20 protein-coding genes are annotated in these 22,935 nt (G+C 38.5%); 9 read left to right on the top strand and 11 right to left on the bottom strand.

All coding sequences use genetic code 11. The features are described from left to right. Window positions 1-107 precede the first annotated feature (107 nt). The 3 genes from F927_RS05300 to F927_RS05290 all read right to left on the bottom strand — a co-directional run bounded on the left by F927_RS05300 (window position 108) and on the right by F927_RS05290 (window position 1,930). Complete coding sequence (locus tag F927_RS05300) at window positions 108-476, bottom strand: hypothetical protein (protein ID WP_005082067.1); 369 nt, start codon at window positions 474-476, stop codon at window positions 108-110. An 80-nt stretch (window positions 477-556) separates the two neighbouring features. Then, window positions 557-871, bottom strand: coding sequence for a hypothetical protein (locus F927_RS05295; RefSeq protein ID WP_005082064.1), 315 nt, complete (start codon window positions 869-871; stop codon window positions 557-559). A gap of 33 nt (window positions 872-904) precedes the next feature. Next, on the bottom strand, window positions 905-1,930 hold the full coding sequence (locus tag F927_RS05290) for a type I glyceraldehyde-3-phosphate dehydrogenase (protein ID WP_005082062.1): 1,026 nt from the start codon (window positions 1,928-1,930) through the stop codon (window positions 905-907). 255 nt (window positions 1,931-2,185) lie between these two features. On the opposite strand from F927_RS05290, the gene alaS reads away from it, so the two are divergent. The 3 genes from alaS to csrA all read left to right on the top strand — a co-directional run bounded on the left by alaS (window position 2,186) and on the right by csrA (window position 6,674). Further along, window positions 2,186-4,834 (top strand): alanine--tRNA ligase, encoded by a 2,649-nt coding sequence (alaS, locus tag F927_RS05285; protein ID WP_171057157.1) that lies wholly within the window; start codon window positions 2,186-2,188, stop codon window positions 4,832-4,834. A gap of 63 nt (window positions 4,835-4,897) precedes the next feature. Further along, window positions 4,898-6,178 carry an aspartate kinase gene (locus tag F927_RS05280; RefSeq protein ID WP_004638520.1) on the top strand — a complete coding sequence of 427 codons (1,281 nt, stop codon included), beginning with the start codon at window positions 4,898-4,900 and terminating at the stop codon, window positions 6,176-6,178. A gap of 232 nt (window positions 6,179-6,410) precedes the next feature. Continuing rightward, window positions 6,411-6,674, top strand: coding sequence for a carbon storage regulator CsrA (gene csrA, locus F927_RS05275; protein WP_005082058.1), 264 nt, complete (start codon window positions 6,411-6,413; stop codon window positions 6,672-6,674). A 51-nt stretch (window positions 6,675-6,725) separates the two neighbouring features. Here the strand turns inward: csrA and rnhB are convergent, their stop codons facing one another. Together rnhB and F927_RS05265 are read right to left on the bottom strand one after the other, a co-directional pair. Next, window positions 6,726-7,292 carry a ribonuclease HII gene (rnhB, locus tag F927_RS05270; protein ID WP_005082056.1) on the bottom strand — a complete coding sequence of 189 codons (567 nt, stop codon included), beginning with the start codon at window positions 7,290-7,292 and terminating at the stop codon, window positions 6,726-6,728. Between the two features lie 39 nt (window positions 7,293-7,331). Beyond that, a complete protein-coding gene (locus tag F927_RS05265) occupies window positions 7,332-7,712 on the bottom strand; it encodes a hypothetical protein (RefSeq protein ID WP_004642122.1) in 381 nt (126 codons plus the stop codon). A gap of 216 nt (window positions 7,713-7,928) precedes the next feature. Between F927_RS05265 and F927_RS05260 the strand changes: the two genes are divergently transcribed. Further along, a complete protein-coding gene (locus tag F927_RS05260; RefSeq protein ID WP_004638518.1) occupies window positions 7,929-8,483 on the top strand; it encodes a cytochrome b in 555 nt (184 codons plus the stop codon). 43 nt (window positions 8,484-8,526) lie between these two features. On the opposite strand, the gene F927_RS05255 is transcribed toward F927_RS05260, so the two are convergent. The 4 genes from F927_RS05255 to F927_RS05240 all read right to left on the bottom strand — a co-directional run bounded on the left by F927_RS05255 (window position 8,527) and on the right by F927_RS05240 (window position 13,802). Beyond that, a complete protein-coding gene (locus F927_RS05255; protein ID WP_005082053.1) occupies window positions 8,527-9,525 on the bottom strand; it encodes an adenosine deaminase in 999 nt (332 codons plus the stop codon). Between the two features lie 78 nt (window positions 9,526-9,603). Beyond that, window positions 9,604-10,923, bottom strand: a complete 1,320-nt coding sequence (locus tag F927_RS05250; RefSeq protein ID WP_004638516.1) for an NCS2 family permease — start codon at window positions 10,921-10,923, stop codon at window positions 9,604-9,606. A gap of 325 nt (window positions 10,924-11,248) precedes the next feature. Next, a complete protein-coding gene (locus tag F927_RS05245) occupies window positions 11,249-11,434 on the bottom strand; it encodes a hypothetical protein (protein WP_005082051.1) in 186 nt (61 codons plus the stop codon). A gap of 187 nt (window positions 11,435-11,621) precedes the next feature. Then, the gene (locus tag F927_RS05240) at window positions 11,622-13,802 is read right to left on the bottom strand and encodes a TonB-dependent receptor (RefSeq protein ID WP_005082048.1); all 2,181 of its coding nucleotides are present in this window, start codon (window positions 13,800-13,802) and stop codon (window positions 11,622-11,624) included. Between the two features lie 391 nt (window positions 13,803-14,193). On the opposite strand from F927_RS05240, the gene F927_RS05230 reads away from it, so the two are divergent. From F927_RS05230 to F927_RS05210, 5 genes are all read left to right on the top strand, one after another. Next, window positions 14,194-15,359 (top strand): IS3 family transposase gene (locus tag F927_RS05230; protein WP_100223926.1). Its coding sequence is split into 2 segments (ribosomal slippage): window positions 14,194-14,452 and window positions 14,452-15,359, totalling 1,167 coding nucleotides; the frame shifts between segments, so codons are not numbered across the junction. A 174-nt stretch (window positions 15,360-15,533) separates the two neighbouring features. Beyond that, window positions 15,534-15,668: a hypothetical protein gene (locus F927_RS17400; protein WP_017394624.1), complete on the top strand. Its 135-nt coding sequence runs from the start codon at window positions 15,534-15,536 to the stop codon at window positions 15,666-15,668. A gap of 233 nt (window positions 15,669-15,901) precedes the next feature. After that, window positions 15,902-17,902, top strand: a complete 2,001-nt coding sequence (locus tag F927_RS05220; RefSeq protein ID WP_008940963.1) for a TonB-dependent receptor plug domain-containing protein — start codon at window positions 15,902-15,904, stop codon at window positions 17,900-17,902. Between the two features lie 197 nt (window positions 17,903-18,099). Continuing rightward, on the top strand, window positions 18,100-19,101 hold the full coding sequence (locus F927_RS05215; protein ID WP_005082043.1) for an AraC family transcriptional regulator: 1,002 nt from the start codon (window positions 18,100-18,102) through the stop codon (window positions 19,099-19,101). Window positions 19,102-19,196: 95 nt separating this feature from the next. Further along, window positions 19,197-19,820, top strand: coding sequence for a sterol desaturase family protein (locus tag F927_RS05210; RefSeq protein WP_005082042.1), 624 nt, complete (start codon window positions 19,197-19,199; stop codon window positions 19,818-19,820). Window positions 19,821-20,578: 758 nt separating this feature from the next. Here the strand turns inward: F927_RS05210 and F927_RS05200 are convergent. Together F927_RS05200 and mnmG are read right to left on the bottom strand one after the other, a co-directional pair. Further along, complete coding sequence (locus F927_RS05200) at window positions 20,579-20,911, bottom strand: DMT family transporter (protein ID WP_005082041.1); 333 nt, start codon at window positions 20,909-20,911, stop codon at window positions 20,579-20,581. A 101-nt stretch (window positions 20,912-21,012) separates the two neighbouring features. After that, complete coding sequence (gene mnmG, locus F927_RS05195) at window positions 21,013-22,893, bottom strand: tRNA uridine-5-carboxymethylaminomethyl(34) synthesis enzyme MnmG (RefSeq protein ID WP_017394626.1); 1,881 nt, start codon at window positions 22,891-22,893, stop codon at window positions 21,013-21,015. Window positions 22,894-22,935: the final 42 nt, after the last annotated feature.

Below are 22,935 nucleotides of genomic sequence, written 5' to 3'. Positions count from 1 at the left end.
GCCCAATAGCTGTGCGACCAATTCACAAAAAGACGAGCCAAAGAAAATAAATAAGACTTATATTTAAATACGTTCAATGATTATTTTGGAAAAAACAGCTCATAAACTTAGCTAATCAAAGATTTAGGTCCACCAAGATAGCCCGCAGCATCATACCCATCTCGAATTTGGTTTAATACATTTTGTATTTGACACTCAAGGTCATCTTGATTGCAGTAATACTCATTTATTTTCCCAAACTCAGTAAAAGATGAACGATTAAAACCATCTTCAACATCATTAAACCAGATAACTGTATTACCAATAATAGCGACCACCCAAAAACCATGACCAATATCACCATACGGTTCTTGACTCCACTTTTGGGGATATAGTTTTATTGCTTCCCAAAGCCTTCGCTGCTCTAGAGTCATTCGACAATAAGATTCATTAATAGTCTCTAGCATTTCGGCTTCTTCGATAGATGTCCAATTCATCACTATGCTCTTTTCTAACATTTTGGTGATAACTTAATCTCTTTTATATTCAAATTATTCGATTAATAAGTAAATTAATATCAAGAATTCTTATTCCCTGTTTTAATCATCATTTCTAAAACACTAACTAACTCAGCATTCTGTTTTTCCAAAGCAGCAACATTCGCAATGGTTTTATCTAAAACTTCTTGTTGCACATGCATTTTTTTGGCCATATCTTGCATAATTTCTAAGCCTTTTTTTAAATGTAATTCCAAATGCAAAACTTTTTCTTCAACTTGTAATACCTGAGCATCATACGTTGCTTCTGACTTCGTTTTAAATTGAAACCAAAATAAAAATACAACCGCCAATAATAAAATAGCAATAAATCCCCACATCAACATGAATGTCATTTAAATCTCCAAATTATTTTTTAGTTATAAAATTTATGAGTCAAACGACTCACACAAATCGAGTAAACGATTTGCGTATCCCCATTCATTATCATACCACGCAAAAACTTTGGCTTGATGACCGACAACCATGGTCTGAGTCAAATCCACAATTAAGGAATATGGCGAATGATTAAAATCGCTAGAGACCAGATCTTCATCGGTCACTTGCATAATCTGTGCATAATCAGACTGTGCAGCCTTGACTAATATTTCATTTACTTTATGCACCGTAATTGGTGAATGCGATACAAAGGTTAAATCAATTGCTGCAACATTAATCGTTGGCACTCGGATGGAATAACCATCTATTCGATTTTCCATTTTCGGCATAACACGTTTCAATGCGCCTAAAGCACTTGACGTCGTTGGAATAATATTCTGACCTGAAGCCCGTGCTCGGCGTAAATCACGATGCGCATGATCCAAAACAGATTGATCAGCAGTCACTGCATGAATTTCTGTCATTAAAGCAGTATCAATACCAAAAGCATCATCAATAATCTTTACTAAAGGGACTAAAGCTTGCGTGGTACATGAAACGCCAGAGATGATTTGATCAGTTGCTTTTACATCGGCATGGTTTACACCATAAACAATTGCAGCATCCACACTATCAAATGGTGCCGCACCAATAATAACGCGTTTCGCCCCTGCCTCAATATGACGAGTTGCATCCGCTCGCGAACGGAATAACCCCGTACACTCCAGCACCACATCGATCTCTAAATCTTTCCAAGGAAGCAACTCAGGCTGCTCTTGTTTAAATACCTGCAGTTTAAGCTGACGCTGATGGGACTGAATATTTAAAAAAATATGTTGGTTTTCAATCTGAATTTCAACTTGTCCAGCAAAGCGCCCATGTGTTGTGTCGTATTTAAATAGATGTACCAATGTTTGTACGTCAGCTACGTCATTAATTGCAACAATCTCAAATTGGAACTGTTTAGGATTTTCAAACCATGCACGTAATACATTCCGGCCAATTCGACCAAATCCATTGATAGCGATACGTTGCATGCAGAGCCCTTGTTCATCAAAACATCATCATTTATATGCTATATGGTAAAACATGAAGCGCGCTGTTGAATATAGATTTTTAGCTTAAACACAGTTTTATATGATATTGCTTGTAAAATCGTTGGTCGGATAGGTATTTTCCGTTATAATTTAGCACTTTTAAAATCCATGCCATGCGATAGGCTCGATTGTAGAACCTTTAACAATCACCTTAATTGCATATAGCCAAATTCAAAATTATGGAGTGTCTTGGTTGTGAGTACTCGTTTTATGACATCAGCTGAAATTCGTGAAGCATTTTTGCGTTACTTTGAATCGCAAGGGCATACACGTGTCGCTTCGAGCTCACTCGTTCCCGCCAACGACCCAACTTTGCTGTTTACCAATGCTGGTATGAACCAGTTTAAAGATTGTTTCTTAGGTTTAGAAAAGCGCGACTATGTCCGTGCTGTTTCATCACAAAAATGTGTCCGTGCTGGCGGTAAGCACAACGACCTCGACAACGTAGGTTATACAGCACGCCATCACACTTTCTTTGAAATGTTGGGCAACTTCTCTTTTGGTGATTATTTCAAACAAAATGCCTTGAAATTTGCTTGGGAATTTTTAACTAGCGAACAGTGGTTAGGCTTACCGAAAGATCGTTTATATGTCACGGTTTATCATACTGATGACGAAGCATTTGATATCTGGAATAAAGAAATCGGTGTAGATGCTGAACGTATCATCCGTATTGGCGACAATAAAGGTGGTCAATATGCTTCGGATAACTTCTGGGCAATGGGTGATACAGGTCCTTGTGGTCCTTGCTCAGAAATTTTCTACGATCATGGCGACCACATTTGGGGTGGTTTACCGGGTACGCCAGAAGAAGATGGCGATCGTTTCATTGAAATCTGGAATAACGTTTTCATGCAGTTCAACCGTACTGCGGATGGCGTGATGCACCCTCTTCCAGCACCTTCTGTTGATACAGGGATGGGCTTAGAACGTATTTCTGCTGTACTTCAACATGTCAACTCAAACTATGAAATTGACCTATTCCAACACTTATTAAAAGCGGCAGCCAACATCATCGGTATCGAGGATGAAGGTCAACCATCACTCCGTGTAGTTGCTGATCATGCACGTTCTTGCTGCTTCTTAATTGCCGATGGCGTAAACCCTTCAAATGAAGGTCGTGGTTATGTATTACGTCGTATTATTCGTCGTGCAGTACGCCATGGTAACAAGCTTGGGGCTACTGGTACATTCTTCTACAAAATGTTGCAACCTTTAATTGAGGTTATGGGCGAAGCATATCCTGAACTTGCTGCTCGCAAAGATGTCATCGAAGCAACGTTAATCCGTGAAGAAGAACAGTTTGCTAAAACACTTGAACAAGGTTTGAAATTACTTGAGGGTGAACTCGCACAACTCAAAGGTAATGTGATTGCAGGTGAAACGGTATTTAAACTTTATGATACTTATGGTTTCCCAACAGATTTAACCGCAGATATTGCACGTGAACGTGATCTAACAATTGATGAAGCTGGTTTTGAAGTTGAAATGGCTGCTCAACGTCAACGTGCACGTGATGCAGGAAAATTCGCAGTAGACTACAACAGCATTGTTAAAGTTGAAGGTGAAACTCAATTTGATGGTTATGACGCAACTCACGGTCAAGGACAAATTGTTGCGATCTATAAAGATGGTATTCAGGTTGACGAGATCAATGAAGGTGATGAAGCCCTAATTGTGTTGAATCAAACACCTTTCTACGCAGAAAGCGGTGGTCAAATCGGTGACACAGGTATCTTCAAAAACGATACAGGTATCTTCGAAGTACAAGATACCAAGAAATCTGGTGGCGCTTTTGTTCACCAAGGTATCGTAACCGTGGGTAGCCTAAAAGCGACTCAAAGTGTTGAAGCAACCGTCAAAGCAGACATTCGTGCAGCAACTGCACGTAATCACTCTGCAACACACCTATTACATGCAGCTTTACGTCAAATTTTAGGTGATCATGTTCAGCAAAAAGGTTCTCTCGTTGCTAGCGACATTTTACGTTTTGACTTTGCAAATGACCAACCTGTGACATTTGATCAGCTGCAACAAATCGAACGTTTGGTTAACGCTGAAGTTCTTGCAAATACACCAGTTACCACTGAACTACTTGATATCGAAACAGCCAAAGCCAAAGGTGCAATGATGTTGTTCGGTGAAAAGTACGGTGACGAAGTACGTGTGTTATCTATGGGTTCAGTGATTGAAGACAAGAACTTCTCTATTGAGCTATGTGGTGGTATTCACGTGAAGCGTACTGGTGATATTGGTTTATTCAAAATCACTTCTGAAGGTGGTGTTGCTGCTGGCGTACGCCGTATTGAAGCAGTTACTGGTACTCAAGCACTTGAAGTCGTTCAAAAAGCAGATACTGACATTCAAACGATCAACGGTTTGTTGAAAGCTCAAAAAGATCAAACGGTTGAAAAAGTTGAAGCGGTTGTTGAAACAGCTTCTAGTTTGCAAAAGCAAATCGAACAACTGAATCAGAAATTGGCAAGTTTCCAAGCGGCTGAATTACTGGATCAAGTGAAAGAAATTGCGGGACGTCAAACACTCATTACCACAGTCAAAGGTTTAGATGCCAAATCATTACGCAATTTACATGACAGCGTAAAATCAAAATTGGAAGATGCAGTCATTATTTTAGCTGGCGTTGAAGGCGATAAAGTGAGTTTAATCGCATCTGTCGCTAAACAATATACTGCAAATCTAAAGGCAGGTGACATCATCAAACACTTAGCTCAAGAACTCGGTGGTAAAGGTGGTGGTAAACCTGACTTAGCACAAGGTGGCGCGCCACTAAACGAGAAGTTCGATCAAGTCTTTGCAGCACTCCCTGCTTGGCTTGAGCAATAAGAACTTCACTTTTGTGTAACTGACCCTGATGCCTCTCAGGGTCATGGCTTATATGGAACAACTATGGCATTAATCGTTCAAAAATATGGCGGTACCTCTATGGGTACTCCTGAGCGCATTTTAAATGTTGCTCGTCGTGTCAAGCGTTGGCATGATCATGGTCACAAGGTGGTCGTGGTCGTGTCTGCTATGAGTGGTGAAACCAACCGCTTACTTGCGCTTGCTAAAGCCATTACCAGCACCCCTGACCCACGGGAACTTGATCAAATGGTGTCAACGGGTGAACAAGTAACGATTTCCATGTTAGCTATGGCACTTAATTCTATTGGTGTAGAAGCTAAATCATATACTGGTCGTCAAGTTGGTATCAAAACTGACAGTGCTTTTACCAAAGCACGTATAGAGTCTATTGATACCGATGTGATGACCAAAGATTTAGATGCAGGTCGTGTTCTCGTGGTTGCTGGTTTCCAAGGCTTTGATGCTGATGGCAATACAACAACTTTAGGTCGTGGTGGTTCTGATACATCTGGTGTAGCCATCGCAGCTGCATTGAAAGCAGATGAATGTCAGATTTACACTGATGTTGATGGCGTTTACACCACTGACCCTCGTGTTGCTCCCAAAGCAAAGAAAGTTGATCGTATTTCTTTCGAAGAGATGCTAGAAATGGCATCTTTGGGTTCAAAAGTTTTACAAATTCGCTCTGTTGAGTTCGCTGGTAAATACCAAGTCCCATTACGCGTATTATCTAGTTTCGATAATGACAATGACGGCGCATTTGACGAAGAATTTAAACAAAATGTAGGCACACTAATTACCACTGAGGCGGAAGACGATATGGAACAACCAATCATCGCAGGTATTGCATTTAACCGTGACGAAGCAAAATTAACGATTCTAGGCGTGCCTGATGAGCCTGGTATTGCATCAAAAATCTTGTCGCCGATTAGTAATGCCAACATCGAAGTGGATATGATTATCCAAAATGTAGAAGAAGATGGTACAACTGATTTTACTTTTACAGTAAATCGTACTGATCTTGCTAAAGCAAAAGCAATTTTAGAGCAAACAGCGAGTAGCATTGAAGGATGTGAAGTTGTTACGCGTGATGATATTGTAAAAGTCTCTATCGTTGGTGTAGGCATGCGCTCACACGCTGGCGTTGCTAGTAAAATGTTCACAGCTTTAGCTGAAGAAAGCATTAATATTCTCATGATTTCTACATCAGAAATTAAAATTTCTGTGTTAATCGAAGAAAACTATTTAGAATTAGCAGTTCGTTGTTTACACACAGCTTTTGGTCTAGACCGCGAGCATGGTGAAAGCAGCGCGCGTGCTTAATTTGTAGCTAGTTAAATATTTACTTTCAAGTAAATAATAAAAAAAACAGAGCCACTATAGTTTTTTTAATAGTGGCTCTGTTATATTAGCGCAGAGGTTTTAAGAAAGTTCTCACAAAATTTACGAAAAAAAATTTTTTACATAATTTTGTTAGAATTTTCTGTATATTAGGCTGTGCTTTCGAACAATGAATTCCCTGTCGCAAGTTTGAGCGTTTAGCAAGGAGATAAACATGCTGATTCTGACCCGTCGTGTCGGAGAAACATTAATGATTGGGGATCAAGTCAGTGTTACTGTGCTTGGCGTAAAAGGCAATCAGGTGCGTATTGGTGTAAATGCTCCAAAAGAAGTTTCTGTGCATCGTGAGGAAATTTACCAACGTATCCAACATGAACGTGCCATGCATGAGCATTTACAACATCTTGATCAAGATTATCAACATACGTATGAAGAAGAGAGTAATGATTTCTCTCAACATAATAACTTTAATCGTTAATATACCAAATTCTTCAATAATTAAAGCGACTACAATAGTCGCTTTAATTGCTTATAAGCCTAGTGCTTTCTTGACTGGTCCATAACTACGTCGATGCTCATCAATTACCCCATGTATTGCTATCGCCTCAAAATGAGCCTTAGTAGGATAACCTTTGTGCTTAGCAAAACCATAATTCGGATATTCCAAATCTAAAGCTTTCATTTGGCGATCACGGGTGACTTTCGCTAAAATACTCGCGGCACTGATTTCAGCATGACTCGCATCTCCACCCACGATGGCCTCACATGGAATCGTGATTCCTTTCGGAATTTGGTTACCATCCACAATCACTTTTGCTGGTTGAGTTGCTAATGCTTCAACTGCTCGACGCATCGCAAGGAAAGTAGCTTGTAATATATTAAATTCATCGATTTCCACGTGGCTTGCTTCAGCAATAGACCAAGCGAGTGCTTTTTCTTGAATCTCTGCAAATAATTTTTCACGTTTCTTTTCGGTCAACTTTTTTGAGTCATTTAGGCCTTCAATTGGATTATTTGGGTCCAAAATTACTGCCGCAGCAACCACAGAACCTACTAAAGGCCCTCTCCCTGCCTCATCGACACCAGCAATCGTCATATTACATCTCTCAACAAGAGGCTGATACAGCCTCATTTACTACTTCGCTTTGTTTAACGCTTCATTCACACAGGTATTTACAGTTTCCGTAACTACCTTGTTTACAATCATAGCGCGTGCAGCTGGATCAACTGCTGCCGTTGCAAGATCAAAGGCAGTCACACTTTCAGGTGCTTTATCACTGACACAACCACACACATTGGTTTGAATCTCGTTTCTTTGCTCTGTGCTCATAAGACGTGTAGCAGTTTTCCATGCTGGAATATTATTGATTTCATTTAAGCACTTTGCATTTACGGCAACTTTTAAAGCAGCCATACCCAATTGCTGTGAGGTTGCTGTAGGGTTATTTGTATCTGTCGCAGCACATCCTGCAACCGCTAAAACCAATGGAGCAACAGTCAATACTAATTTTTTCATATTTTTTTACCTACCTAAATTTTGGCAGGCGTATTGTGCCTAAACGCGAGCATTTATGATATGACCTAAATTCAATTTTACAGAATATAACAATTTGAATTATTACATTCTAATTAAACGTCCTAAGGATAAAACGCTCTGTTACATATACATAGTATGAGACGTTTATTTCCATATTTAGAATCAAATGACTCATATCACAGCTAGGATGTTGCGATGTCAACCTCAGCACAATACTACACCCGTACAGCACAAGTATTGCATTGGCTCATGGCAGCGATTTTTATTGTTGCATGGCTTATTGGTTTTTATAGTGGAAATTTTCTAAGCTACGAAGTTGATGGTAGCTTCAAAGGCAGTGTCATTACCTTACATAAGAATATTGCAACGACGATTATTTTCTTGGTCCTTATTCGAATATTTTGGCGTTATACCCATCCCGCTCCCAAACTTCCCGACACAATGTCACCAATGATGAAAACCTTGGCGCATGTTGGACATTTCCTACTTTATTTAATGCTCTTGGCATTACCAATCACTGGTTGTTTATTTAGTTGGAGTGCTGGTCATCCTGCGCCTGTGTTATATCTTTTCGAAATTCCAAGATTAGTTCAAGATAATCCAGAGCTTCTAGCAATTGTAAAACCACTTCATATTTATTTGTCATGGTTTGCAGGGTTACTGATCGTTGGACATGCTTTAGCGGCAGTTAAACATCATTTTATCGATAAAGATAATGTCTTACGAAGCATGTTAAAACAACCTAAATAAACCCTTGAATATAAAAAAACCGCATCATGCGGTTTTTTTTCGTTTAAATTTTCTTTACTTCATCAATCCACTTTTGTTTTTCTTCATCTGATATAAATGACGCTTCAAATGAATTAATCGCAAGTTGTTTTAGCTCATCATTGGATAAATCTAAGGCCTGCTGAATCGCAGCAAAATTATCATTCATATAACCACCGAAATATGAAGGATCATCAGAGTTTACTGTGACATGGACACCTTTTTGCAGTAAACGACGGATATTATGCTCAGCCATATCATTTACTACACATAACTTTAGATTACTTAAAGGACACACAGTTAATGGCATCTTTTCTGCAATCAAGCGCGCCATAAGTTGTTCATCTTCTTCTGAACGAACACCATGATCAATACGATTGACTTTGAGTAAGTCCAGAGCTTCCCAAATATATGCTGGAGGGCCTTCTTCACCTGCATGTGCAACGATTAAGAAACCTGCTTCACGCGCTTTGGCAAAAACACGTTCAAATTTCGATGGTGGATGCCCCACCTCACTTGAATCTAAACCAACAGCAATAATATCATCTTTAAATGGTAAAGCTTGCTCAAGTGTTTCAAATGCTTTCTCTTCACTCAAATGACGTAAGAAACACATAATCAGCTGAGAACTGATGCCCAACTTTTCTTTTGCATCTGCACACGCACGTTTTAAACCGTTTAAGACCGTAACAAATTCAACCCCACGCTCAGTATGCGTTTGCGGGTCAAAAAACATTTCTGTATGCACGACACGATCTTCTGCACATTTTTCAAAATATGCCCAAGCAAGATCATAAAAATCTTGTTCATGCACCAGCACATTTGCGCCTGCATAGTAAATATCTAAAAAAGATTGAAGATTATGGAAGTTATACGCTTGCTTCACTTCTTCGACAGATTGGTAAGGAATCTGAATCTGATTACGCTGTGCAATTGCAAACATCAGTTCTGGTTCAAAAGTACCCTCAATATGCACATGCAACTCGGCTTTGGGTAAAGCACGAATCAGCTCGACTTGATTCATATTAACTCCGCGTCTAAATAAAAAAGGGTGTTGCCTAATCAGGTACACCCTTTAAAAGGTTTCTAATTTTTAAGCGACTTAACCGCCAAATGCAACAAACTTAAATACCCACAGTGCTGCAATGATCCAGACCATATAAGGTACTGTCTTTGCTTTGCCCGTAAGTAGTTTAACCAATGCATAGCTAATAAAGCCCATTGCGATACCATCCGCAATCGAATAGGTAAATGGCATGAATACGATCGTTAAAAAGGCAGGTACTGCTTCAGTGATATCATCCCAATCAATATGGGTGATTCCTTGAATCATCAATACTCCAATAAACAACAATGCAGGTGCTGTAGCAAAACCTGGTACAGATTGAGCAAGTGGTGCTAAAAATAAACAGCCAACAAATAACACAGCAACTACTACCGCCGTTAAACCTGTACGTCCACCTGCAGCAACCCCAGAAGCCGATTCAATGTACGGAGTTGTTGATGATGTACCTAATGCAGCACCTGCAACGATTGCTGATGAATCAGCAAACAATGCCTTTTTCAGGCGCGGTAATTTACCATCTTTCAACAAACCCGCACGGTGTGAAACACCAACCAAGGTTCCTGTACTGTCAAATAAATCAACAATGAAGAATACGAAGATAACGCCGATCATGCTGGCAGTGAATAGACCCTCAAAGTCCATTTTCATAAATGTTGGAGCAATTGATGGAATATGACCAACTACACCCTTAAACTCATTTAAACCTAAAGCTGTTGCAATTGCGGTAATCACTAAAATACTAATAATGATTGCACCACGTATTTTGAACTGATGCAAAACCACGATCATTAAAAAGCCAAATAAAGCGAGTAACACTGTTGGTTGTTTGATATCCCCTAAACCGACTAAAGTTGCTGGATTATCAACAATAATCCCAGCATTTTTTAATGCAATCAAAGCAAGAAATAATCCAATACCACCACCAATCGCCAGTTTCAACGACATCGGAATAGCATTGACAATCGCTTCACGAATCTTCATAAAGCTAATCGCAAGGAAAACCAAACCAGAAATAAATACTGCTGCTAAAGCGGTTTCCCAAGGCACTCCCATACCCAAGCATACTGAGTATGTAAAGTAAGCATTCAAGCCCATACCTGGGGCTAAAGCAATTGGATAATTCGCAATTAACCCCATCACCAAACAGCCAATCGCCGCAGCTAAGCAGGTTGCTACAAATACAGCACCATGATCCATTCCTGTTTCTGAAAGAATCAATGGATTTACAATAATGATGTAACACATGGTCAAAAATGTAGTTACACCTGCAAGAACTTCTGTTCTAAAACTCGTTTTGTTATCGCTTAATTTAAATAAGCGTTCTAACAAACCTGCCGAAGCATTAGGCGTTGCCATAATAGCACCTGTCAAAATCTAAGATCGTAGGAGATAAAATCTATACCTTTGTGTTTCAAACTTTTTTGAATTTTTCACCAAAAGGTATACAAAGCTGAAAGCAATCTATATGCCAGCTCGATACGCGTCACATCAAAACATGTATAAATCTAATTCCGCTATCAAAATATAAAAAGCCGCATAACAATATGCAGCTTTTTATTTAATGGTAAATATTTTAGCAGATTCTAATAGGAACTTGCGTACCTTCAATCAAAAAAAGATGACTTACTGATCGCGACAAATGCATCAAATTAGCTCAAAATCTTATAGCAGATGTTGTTACCTATTTAGTTTGTTTTAGACTGCTCAAATGTGTATGTGGGTTATGTTGAATTTCATTCAAACTATGCTCAGCGTCATGAACAACTTTCATAAGTTCTTGACGTTTTTTCGTCTGTGCATCTTCATAACTGGTATAACCCAAAACGAGAATAGAAAATAAGAATAGGAGTACAAGTGCGATCTTCATTATTATTATCTCTTTGTTAGTGTTTTCTCTGATTCTAACAAATTTTGTGACTTTGTAGTTATTTTTCTAAATTAATTCCTTTCTGACAGCATTTTATAGTTTGCGTATGGCGTCCTACGTTTATAAGAAAGAAAAAAGCACTTTTGTTGATCAAAAGTGCTTTTTTATATGTGACTTGTTCAAGCCATTAGAATTGATAGTTTAAACGTACCAAGAAATTACGTGGTGTGCCTGGCATCGAGTCTGAACGCCAATATTCTTTATTGGTCAAGTTATTGACAGCAATCGTCAGGTTCCAAGGGGCAGCGCTATAACCAATCGCAGCATCGAGACGTGTAAACCCCTTAAAATCGGTCGGTTCTCTATCTAAATTACCATTTAGATATACCTTCGCATCTCCTACATAAGTTGCACCAATTTCTCCATAGATTTTATCTGTAGGTAGATAACGAACAAATAAATTACCGATATGTTTTGGTACATTATTCAGTTCTTTTCCAACATTTTTTGGTTTTTCTTTATCTTTAGTAACTTCTGCATCTATATAGCTGTATCCACCTCGTACAAAAACATTATCGAGTGCACGACCAATAAAGCTAAACTCCATTCCTCGAGAACGATGCTGTCCGCCAACTGCCCATTCTTCTGGTTTATTCTCAGGATCTGGTTTATAGCGGATATTATTCTTACGAATATCGAAAACAGAAAATTGAGTATTCAAACGATCATTTAACCAATCACTTTTTACACCAACTTCGTATTGCTCGTTGTATTGAGGATCGGCATCAAACGCATTAACATTTGTATCCGCAGATACGACACTCACTCCCACTCGACCACCAAATGGAGCAAAACTTTTACTATAAGAAGCATAGAAACTTTGACTTTCTACAGGCTGCCAAATAAAACCGATGTTTGGACTAAAGCTTTCTCCATCAATACTACGTTGGTAATCCTTCTCTTCACTTGTCTTCAAACGATTAGTTGTTTGCGAGTGGAAGTAATCATAGCGCCCACCCAACATCATTTTGAAATAGTCATTAAAACTAATCAGGTCTTGAATGAATACACCATAGCCTTCCCCTTGGTTATAGTTATGTGTTCGTATTTTTAGAGCACCTGTACCTCTTGAATGACTACGTTCCCCAGTTAACGGATTTACATAACCATAAATAGCCGTACCATTTTCATTTTGATTTGCAAGCAAAGGTTCGCGTTGTTCATAGGTCCAATCAGCACCCAGCAATAAATTATGTTTTATGCTTCCAGTATTGAACTCACCCTGAATATCAAAGGTATTACTTGTAGTTTTGTTACTTGTTTGCTGCCAATAGTAGAGCTGTGAAATATCACCGACATGTCCATTACAAGCTCCTACATCTGTTAAACAAAGACTACCCAAGTAAAAATGATCAAAATTCTGCTCAGTTTCTCGATAGCTAACAGCCCAATGAAAGTTCCAATTTGGTGCAAACTCATAATTCAGGTCAGATCGTGCAACTTGTAAAATATCATTTACATAGTCACCCTCTTGTGCAAAACCTGTTTTGATTGATGTACCTTTAGGTAGAGCAGTAAATGAAGGGCCACGATCTGGAACACGATGTAATTTATCGTAGGTATACTGCATTGTCCAAGTTAAGCCATCATCATTTTTATATGTAAAACTTGGGGAAAGCATCTCGATTTTGTTTTCGATACCTGAACGGAAACTGTTCGACTCGCCATATTCTCCTGTCAAACGGACAGCAAAGTTATCATTTAGAACTTGGTTGAAGTCCACCGTTGTTCCATAGTTATCATATGATCCACCATAAATCCCTACCGAACTTTTAGAGTCAAAATTGGCAAATTTACTCACCATATTGATCACACCGCCACCTGAACTACGACCATAAAGTACAGATGCTGGACCTTTTAAAATTTCGATACGTTCAACATTTGCTGTACTCCGACGTATTTGACCACTTTCACGAATACCATCTCGATAAATATCACCAGTATCAGCATTAAAACCCCGTATGCTGATACCATCACCACGCATATCATAACTCGTTGATACGCCTGGCGTACCTTGCAACATCACACTTAAATCATTTGAGCCATAAATTTTATATTTCTGCACATCAATCGTATCAATGGTTTGGGGAATGTCTTTTTTCTTTAAACCATTACGCGTCACACTCGCCTGATCATAATCAATATAACTTTTGATCGGATCAAGCTCACTCATCGCCTCAATTTTAATTGTAGGCATGACAGCGGTTTGTTCATTTGCGATTGCATACTGAGCTTGCAACAACATCAAACTCAATACACTAAATTTAAAAATAGGCTGTTCGAACAACCCTAACGCAGCAGACTTCATAAAAATTCCAAAAAAACTCAGACTAAATTTCAAAAAATAAAATAATAAAATGCGTTACAATTTTAATAAAAATAATTCTCATTTTCACCAACTTTCGTATTAATTTTCAATCTTCGGGTTGTTTTTCATCCATTAAAGATTAAAAATCTCATGAACACTAATAAGGCTAAACTTTGTATTTTTATGTTTATTGATGTTTTCTAGTTCAAAAAATTTGCTAAAGTATTTTGGTATATTCACTCCATTACTTATTTTAATAAAAGACATGTGATAAGACTTTAATAACATAAAACATCTATTTTTAAGGAATTATAAAATGACCAATTGATGTGTGCTTAAAAAACAGGAGGGTTTAACTTGGTAAACTATACATACTCATTAGGAGTTTACCATGAGCAAGAAACAGAAGACTTACACCGCAGAATTTAAAGCTGAAGCCATAAAAGCCATTGAAGAGAACCAAGGTAATGTATCGGAATCCGCTAGACAACTTGGCATTTCAATGCAAACCCTTTCGAACTGGAATAACAAAGCAAAGGCTGGAACTTTAGCAGGCACAAAACAGTATTCGCCCGATCTAAACGCCTTACTCGAAGAAAATAAGAAGCTTAAACAACAGCTCAAAACAGCTGAAATGGAACGTGAATTTTTAAAAAAGGCAGCAGCGTACTTTGCCAAAGAAAGTCAGTGAGGTACGCCTATATGAAATCGCAAAGCCACTTATTTCCGATTATTTTAATGGCTCGATTACTTCGTGTATCCGTTTCTCGCTTTTATGATTGGCTAAAGCGAGGCATGAGTAAAAGATCAATTCAGCGAAATCAGCAGACAATTTTGGTCAAAATAGCCCATGAAGAAACCAAACAAAGCTATGGCTATGTTCGATTAACCAAGCATTTACAAGCGCAAAGTATCAAAATAAGTATGTATGCTGTGCGCCAAATAAAAAAATCAAATCAGTTGTATTGTAAGCGCCATAAGCGTTTCAAAAGAACCACGGACAGTGATCACAACCGTTCTATTTATGACAATTTACTCAAGCAACAGTTTTCAATGACGAAGCCTAATCTTGCGTGGTCGAGTGACATTACCTACATTTGGACGGCTGAGGGCTGGTTGTACTTGGCAGCTGTCAAAGATCTTTACACGAAACAGGTTGTTGGCTATAGCTTAAATGAGCGCATGACAGCCAAGCTTGTTTGTGATGCATTGAATATGGCTATTCGCAATCAGAAACCTGCTAAAGATCTCATTGTACATTCAGACAGAGGCAGCCAATATTGCAGTAATGAATATCGAAACTTACTTGAGAAATTTGATTTTCAGGGTTCAATGAGCAAAAAAGGCGACTGCTTCGATAATGCACCGATAGAGAGTTTCTGGGGCATACTCAAAAATGAACTAGTCCATCATCGCAACTACAAAACAAGGGAAGAAGCCAAAGCGGATATTACAAAATATATAGAGTTATTTTATAATCAGCGAAGAATTCAAAAAGGCTTGGATTTTAAGACACCAAATCAAATGGCAGAAGACTTTTATCGGTTAGCTGCCTAGAATCTCCCAAGTGAAAGTCTCCTGCTAATTCAGCACACATCAAATAATCAAAATGATCAATCCGAATCAAATGAAGATCTACAAGCCTCAGATCAGGCTGAAGCCTTTGAAGGCAACATCCATTTCGGTAGATGGGGTGAGTTTAATCCCCCTCCAAAACTTAGTGAAGAAGAATTGAAAAATATTAAAGAAAAGCATTTATTAGAAGAACATACACCCACACCTCCACCACAAACTCCACTCGAACAACTTGGACACTTAGGAAAAGAGATTTTATCTGGAGGACGTGATCTTACAGATGATGATTAAAACTTAACTATTTATTTCTAATTAAGCTTAGTTGGGGCACATTTAGATGTACTCCAACTTTTTTATGCATGTAAAATGATGAATTCAAATGTTTATCCATCCAATATTCCATTTTTCTACACAATTTTACATTAGGCTACACACAAAATAATTTGATATTTTTTGGGGTAACTATAATGAAACCATCACTCTATCATGGGAAGTTGAGTCTGCTCAGCTCTGCCCTATTCACAATGAGTAGCTTCGTTTTTGCTGAAGATTATAATTCTTACTCCCCGCAAGTAGACACTGCCACTCAAGTGCTTCCTACATTGACATTTAATGCGTCCGCTGAACCCCAAAAGCAACAAGATGATGATATCAGCGCGGTACCCAAGACGATTATTAGCCGTGAAGAAATGCTTGAATATGGCGATCAATCTGTAATGGATGCTTTACGCCGCGCAGCAGGTTTTCAATTACCTAGCTTTGGTCAAGGACCACGCGGAGGTGCTTCAGGTATGCGTTTTCGCGGTGGTGGTGCGCCGACTTTTTTGATTAATGGTGAACCAATACAAGGTGGTCCGCGTGGTGGTATGTCAATTATTGACACCATCACTCCAGAGATGATTGAACGTATAGAAGTCATTAAACAACCGAGTGTGGCACAATCTTCAGTTGCTTCATCAGCGGTCATTAATATTATTTTAAAAGAACCAATCAACACCCGCATAAATGGCACAGTTAAGTTAGGTTATGGCTTACGTGAAAGCGGGCAACAAGAAATGGAAAGAAAGCAGATCAATGTCCAAGCAGATGGTCGTGAAAATCAATGGTCTTATAGTCTATCCGCCAATCAAATGTGGATCGATACTACCTCAGTTTCAAAAACTGAATCTGAGACAGGTACACGTGAAAATGTTCGTACTGTAAATCGAAACATGCAAATGTTTTCTCCACGTCTACAATACGATCTGGATGATCAGCAAAAACTCATTGCAGAGTTGTTTTACCGCAACATAAAAATGGAGGGTCACTCAGCCAATCAAATACAAGATGATAAAAATGACAGTATCCGATTAAACACACGCTATGAACGAAAAGACAAAAATCTCAGTGATAAAATTCGTTTTTTAATTGAACGACAGACTGAAAGCCAACTAACTCGCTCACCAGAGCAACGGATCTACACAGATGAAACCATCAATGAATATGGTTTGGCTTATGATGGAACGAGAAAGTTGGATTCAAATCGTCAACTTAAATTTGGTCTAGACAGTCGTTTTAATAAGCTCGATAGTAATGTTAGCAAAAGCCTAAATGAACAACGCTATGCAATGTACGGAGAAGGAAGTTGGCGTTTTACCGATCGCCAAACAATGACATTAGGTGCACGTCAAGAGTGGATCAATCGTTCTGGCTTGGTTGACTACCAAGATCAACATCTCAGTCCAGTACTTGCTTACCGTTTTAACATCACTGATCAATGGTCATTGCAAACTAATTTAAGCCAAGCCTTTCGTAGCCCTAAATCAGATCGTTTAATTCCTACCGTCACCGTTTCAACAGATAATGATGCTGGCTCATTAAACAATCCAGATCGTGGTGGCAATCCAAATCTGAAAGCTGAAAAAATTCATGCAATTGAGTCAACGCTTGCTTATGACTCAGCGAGTGGAGGTATCAACTTGACTGCCTATCATCGAGAAATTAAAGATTACATCGAAAAAGTCGTCAGTTTGGAAGGAAATCGTTATGTTGAACGTCCACAAAACCAAGATGAGGCAACCACTTATGGAGTCGAAATTTCTGGTCGTTATGCTTTAAAACAAACTGAAGCAGGTCATGCCTTTATGCTTAATGGACAAATATCTACTGTGCGTGCAACCATTAAAAATCAGCAACAACATGAACGTCTTGTCAGCGATGTTGCACCATACAATATCAGTACAGGTCTATCTTATAGTTATAAGCCGTGGCAGCTTTCCAACAGCATAAACATGAGCTATACCCCAGAATTTAAACGTGCGTTGGATGGTCAACCTTATGACCGTACAACCAATGAACGTTTTAGCTTAAATTTAAGTACAACCAAACGTTTTGCAGATGGTTGGGCTGCAAGCTTGAACTTAAACAATATCCTCAGCACCGATTATAAAGAGCGCCTGACTTATCAATCTGATGGTCGTTTGTATCAAGCACGAAGCAATGAAAGTATTCCTAACTTTCAATTTACACTCGAAAAGAAGTTTTAATCTTCAAAAAAGCCAGTTATGACAACTGGCTTTTTATTCCTGTTGATGGCTATTTCTTTGATTGTATGACAGAGAAATTTTCTAAATGAGGTATAAATATTATTTAATGAAGTCTGTAATAAGCTTCTAACAAACATTTCATTTCTATGATAAAAAAACATAGTATATTGTTTTAAAAGTTTATTTAACCTTCAAACATGGTCACAAATAAAGCAAGCGATGCTGGCATTTTTTTATGGATGGTGTATCAAACCATGCACAAGATGAACCTTGATGCGGCCGCTATCTTTGCAAGTGTTCATTTACCGGATCAACCTCCTGACAAGTCTGTGCGAAGAAATAATTCTACACAAAGACGTTTCTGGGATGCGGCTGAGAAAATTAGTGTAGATTCAGATGTCGGACTTCATGTTGGAGGAAATGTACCTCCATTTCGTGGACAAGTGATTGAATATCTTTTTCTCAGTAGTCCAACCTTTGGTGAAGGATTACAACGCACTATTCGTTATCAAGCATTACTCACAGATGCCATGTCTTTTAAACTCGAACATCATGATAATAAGGTTGCGATCATTTCTGGTCTCAATCATCCCGTAAGACATTACTTAGAATGTGCGATAGGAATTTTGCTTAATTTCTTCAAATATATAAGTGAAGATGCTTTTACACCCTCTGAAATTTGGCTTCCTTACGATAAAGGCACCAAGCAGGATGAATATAAAAAGATATGGGGGTGTCATGTCAGACTTGGACAAACTGAAGGTCGTCTTTTCTTTGATGCGAAATTATTAGACCATCCTTCGCCTGCTTATGAACCTGAGTTATTAAAAGTCCATGAACACCATGCCGCCTCACAACTTGAGCTTTTACATAAACATCAACTTATTCATGAGATAGAAAAGATCTTGGCGAGCGGATTATTGGAATCGAGTGAGTTTGATCAGAATATTGTTGCTAGTCGATTAGATCGTAGTGCCCGCAGTTTAAGAGCGGATTTGCAACTTCTGAATACCAGCTATGAAAAAGTAATTGCACAATATCGTGAACGGCTTGCTCGGCGCTTACTCTCTCAAACCCAAGAATCAATTGATCAAATCGTCTATCTTACTGGTTTCTCTGAACCATCTGCATTCTCAAGGGCTTTTAAACGTTGGACAGGTGAAACACCAACAGCCTATCGACAACGAAAACAACAATAATTTGATTTGATCGGCAAATCAAACCTGCCAGTTCAGTCAAAAACTTTCACCATTAAGTTTCTACAATCTGATCATATTTTATGAGGTTAACGAATATGATCGGTTTTCCAGTAGGTATCTTTGTCGCAAATGGGATGGAATGGTATTTTCATAAGATATGGTTACATGAATTTCCAAGTAAAAATAGAAATAGCCCCTTCTTTACTCATATCGCCCATCATAAACGTGCTCGTTTAAATGATTTTCATGATGAAGGTTATGCAGAGTCAATGTTTAAAAACTCTGAAATGTACAATGAAAAAACAGCATTAATTGGTTTAGCCGCTGTCTCTACAGTTTTTCTACCCGTTGCACCATTTTTTACAGCAGGTTTATATTATGGGATTTGGAACTACTGGAAAGTTCATGCCAAATCTCATCTAGATCCCGAATATGCAAAAAAACGTATTCCTTGGCACTATGATCACCACATGACCAGTAATCAAAATGCCAACTGGTGTGTCACGCGACCTTGGTTTGATTACATCATGGGAACTCGCGTGATGACCGATGCTTCGACCACTGAAACCAACCCTCTCGCCATGAAAATGCCTATTTGGTTAGAGAAAAGGGTGAATAAAGCAGCTCGTCGTTTACTGCCTAAAGCTTTTGCAAAAATTGATGAAAATTCTAAACTTGACCAATTAAATTTACGTCAGGGAATTGAGGTGGTTTTATAGAGATTTTTTGTTTTAAGTCTAAAATAATTAGGTAATTTTCGTTAGTGCTAAAAGGGAATAGATATACTATTCCCTTTTTCAATACTGTAAAAAACTAATACTATTGTGAAATGAAAAAATTATAGCCGTTTTACTTACCCTTGCTCCCACATACCTATTCGTCTCGATAAGGACTACTATCAATTAAACGACGTGGTGTGTTTGGAGGAAGTAAAAACCAATTACTGACGAGCGAATAATTGGCACAAACTATATTTTAAAATTTTTACACGTTATTTTGACTTTTCGGCTCCCCGCAACAGACACAAGTCTTCCTAATTAAAAAATCAAGACCATTAAAATTCTTTCCAATAAAAAAACTTTGACCACACCATGGGCATATATCTTTTGCTAGAAAATAAAATATAGAAATATATCCAATTGGAATTAAAGCTATTGGTAGTGAAATCAAAATGTAATGTTCTTCAACCCTAAGCAACATACTAATTAAAATTACAACAGATGGAAATACAAAAATAATCCCTATGAGTCTTCTGCGTAATTTCAGTAGTTCTAGATATTTCGATTGCTGATTATTTTCCATAATTATTAACTTTTTTATAAAGTCACAACTAGTTACTGATCTAGTATAATCTAACTAAGAAGTAAAAGGAGCTTTTGTACTGCACATATACACTTTAAATAATTGTTCAACGAACATTTGCAGCAATCATGAAAACAACATTTTATCTAAAACATAGAGAACTTTTTAAAATGAATTAATGCCCACTCGTTTTGGACAATAAGTTTAAAATCAATACACCACTCATAATCAGTGCAATTCCCACAATTCCCCACAAATCTAGTTTTTGACCAAACATGAACCAAGCAACAGTGGTAATTAAAACAATACCAACGCCAGACCATATCGCATAAGCAATCCCTACAGGAATTGCTTTTAAAGTTAAAGATAAAAAATAAAATGCAATGACATAACCCACAACCACCACAAATGAAGCGATTGGCTTAGTAAAACCCTCACTACTTTTTAAAGCAGAGGTAGCAATCACTTCAGCAACTATAGCTATGAATAAAAACATCCAATTTTTCATTAAGTTTTATACCTTATCGAATGCATTTAAAAGTACATACAAAACAAACAGAAAAAAACACCCTTTAAAAGAGTGTTTTTATCATTTTCTGTTAATCAGACTTATGCTGATTTTTTTGCCATATGACTTTTACGAATCGTAATCATAAGCAATTGTACTGCCGCTGGAGTTACTCCCGGAATACGACTAGCTTGAGCCAATGTTTCTGGTCGAACTGTTTTCAACTTCAATGTAATTTCACGAGATAAACCAGAAATACCATCAAACTCAAAATCGGCAGGAATCTTAGTTTCTTCAAGACGCTTTAACTGAGCAACGTCTTCATGCTGACGGTTAATATAACCTTCGTATTTCACTGCAATTTCGATTTGCTCACCGACTTGTTGCGAAACTTCTGAACCTGTTAATTCAGCAATTTGAGCAAAATTAATATTTGGACGTTTCAACAAATCAATTGCGCTACACTCTTTGCTTAGATCTGCACCTGTCATTTCAACGAACTTTTTGCCCATTGGGTTATTCGGCGCAGCCCATAAATGTTGCAAACGAGAAGTTTCACGCTCAACTGCTTCCATTTTCTCACTATAAGCCGCCCAACGTTCATCATCAACCAAACCAAGTTCACGACCAATCTCTGTCAAACGTTGATCCGCATTATCTTCACGCAACATCAAACGATATTCCGCACGAGAGGTAAACATTCGATATGGTTCTTTAGTTCCCAATGTAATCAAGTCGTCTACAAGTACACCCATATAGGCTTGATCACGTTTTGGTGTCCATTCTTCTTGTTCCCATGCACGGCGTGCAGCATTCAAACCAGCAAGTAAACCTTGAGCACCTGCTTCTTCATAACCAGTGGTACCATTAATCTGGCCAGCAAAATACAAGTTCTGAATCGCTTTGGTTTCAAGGGTAAATTTCAATGCTTGCGGATTGAAATAGTCATATTCGATTGCGTAACCTGGACGCAGAATATGAGCATTTTCCATACCGCGAATCGAACGAACTAGATTGAACTGGACATCAAATGGCAAAGAGGTTGAGATACCATTCGGATAAAGTTCATGTGTATCTAAGCCTTCAGGCTCAAGGAATACTTGGTGCGAATCTTTATCCGCAAAACGATGAATTTTGTCTTCAATCGAAGGACAGTAACGAGGTCCCACCCCTTCAATCACACCGGTATACATTGGTGAACGATCTAAACCACCACGAATAATCTCATGGGTTTTTTCACTGGTATGAGTAATGTAGCAATTCACCTGTTCAGGGTGCATCGATGCATCGCCCATAAATGACATCACTGGAGATGGGAAATCACCCGGCTGAGGTGTCATCACAGAGAAATCAACGGTACGCGCATCAATACGCGGTGGCGTACCTGTTTTTAAACGTCCGACAGGGAGTTTTAACTCACGTAAACGATGCGCCAAAGCAATTGAAGGAGGATCACCGGCACGACCACCGCTTGAATTTTGTAAACCAATATGGATAACTCCACCTAAAAAGGTACCTGTCGTCAATACCACTGTTTTAGTATCAAAACGAATACCCATTTGGGTAACAACACCCTTTACAGTATCCCCTTCAACAATTAAATCATCAGCAGCTTGTTGGAAAATATCCAAGTTTGCTTGGTTTTCTAGGGTATGACGAATCGCGGCTTTAAAACGCACACGATCAGCTTGCGCGCGCGTTGCACGTACAGCAGCGCCTTTACGGGAATTGAGGATACGGAATTGAATACCGCCTTTATCCGCAGCAAGTGCCATTGCACCGCCGAGCGCATCAATCTCACGAACTAAATGTGATTTACCAATACCACCAATCGCTGGGTTACAGCTCATCTGGCCCAAAGTCTCAATATTATGCGTCAACAATAATGTTTGTCTTCCCATACGTGCAGCTGCAAGTGCCGCTTCCGTACCAGCGTGACCGCCACCAATTACGATAACGTCGTAAACTTTAGGATAGTGCATAGTGGTAAATGTGTATTCAAAAAATGACAGAGCATTATACAG

Source organism: Acinetobacter haemolyticus CIP 64.3 = MTCC 9819, assembly GCF_000369065.1.
GTDB classification, from domain to species: domain Bacteria; phylum Pseudomonadota; class Gammaproteobacteria; order Pseudomonadales; family Moraxellaceae; genus Acinetobacter; species Acinetobacter haemolyticus.
Note: the sequence above shows the minus strand (reverse complement) of the source record. Positions and strands in the feature narration are given on the sequence as shown.

Coding starts and splice junctions, on each gene's coding strand:
- F927_RS05300 (WP_005082067.1), bottom strand. CDS start 476: ATGAATTGGACATCTATCGAAGAAGCCGAAATGCTAGAGACTATTAAT.
- F927_RS05295 (WP_005082064.1), bottom strand. CDS start 871: ATGACATTCATGTTGATGTGGGGATTTATTGCTATTTTATTATTGGCG.
- F927_RS05290 (WP_005082062.1), bottom strand. CDS start 1,930: ATGCAACGTATCGCTATCAATGGATTTGGTCGAATTGGCCGGAATGTA.
- F927_RS05280 (WP_004638520.1), top strand. CDS start 4,898: ATGGCATTAATCGTTCAAAAATATGGCGGTACCTCTATGGGTACTCCT.
- csrA (WP_005082058.1), top strand. CDS start 6,411: ATGCTGATTCTGACCCGTCGTGTCGGAGAAACATTAATGATTGGGGAT.
- rnhB (WP_005082056.1), bottom strand. CDS start 7,292: ATGACGATTGCTGGTGTCGATGAGGCAGGGAGAGGGCCTTTAGTAGGT.
- F927_RS05265 (WP_004642122.1), bottom strand. CDS start 7,712: ATGAAAAAATTAGTATTGACTGTTGCTCCATTGGTTTTAGCGGTTGCA.
- F927_RS05260 (WP_004638518.1), top strand. CDS start 7,929: ATGTCAACCTCAGCACAATACTACACCCGTACAGCACAAGTATTGCAT.
- F927_RS05255 (WP_005082053.1), bottom strand. CDS start 9,525: ATGAATCAAGTCGAGCTGATTCGTGCTTTACCCAAAGCCGAGTTGCAT.
- F927_RS05250 (WP_004638516.1), bottom strand. CDS start 10,923: ATGGCAACGCCTAATGCTTCGGCAGGTTTGTTAGAACGCTTATTTAAA.
- F927_RS05245 (WP_005082051.1), bottom strand. CDS start 11,434: ATGAAGATCGCACTTGTACTCCTATTCTTATTTTCTATTCTCGTTTTG.
- F927_RS05240 (WP_005082048.1), bottom strand. CDS start 13,802: ATGAAGTCTGCTGCGTTAGGGTTGTTCGAACAGCCTATTTTTAAATTT.
- F927_RS05220 (WP_008940963.1), top strand. CDS start 15,902: ATGAGTAGCTTCGTTTTTGCTGAAGATTATAATTCTTACTCCCCGCAA.
- F927_RS05215 (WP_005082043.1), top strand. CDS start 18,100: ATGGTCACAAATAAAGCAAGCGATGCTGGCATTTTTTTATGGATGGTG.
- F927_RS05210 (WP_005082042.1), top strand. CDS start 19,197: ATGATCGGTTTTCCAGTAGGTATCTTTGTCGCAAATGGGATGGAATGG.
- F927_RS05200 (WP_005082041.1), bottom strand. CDS start 20,911: ATGAAAAATTGGATGTTTTTATTCATAGCTATAGTTGCTGAAGTGATT.
- mnmG (WP_017394626.1), bottom strand. CDS start 22,893: ATGCACTATCCTAAAGTTTACGACGTTATCGTAATTGGTGGCGGTCAC.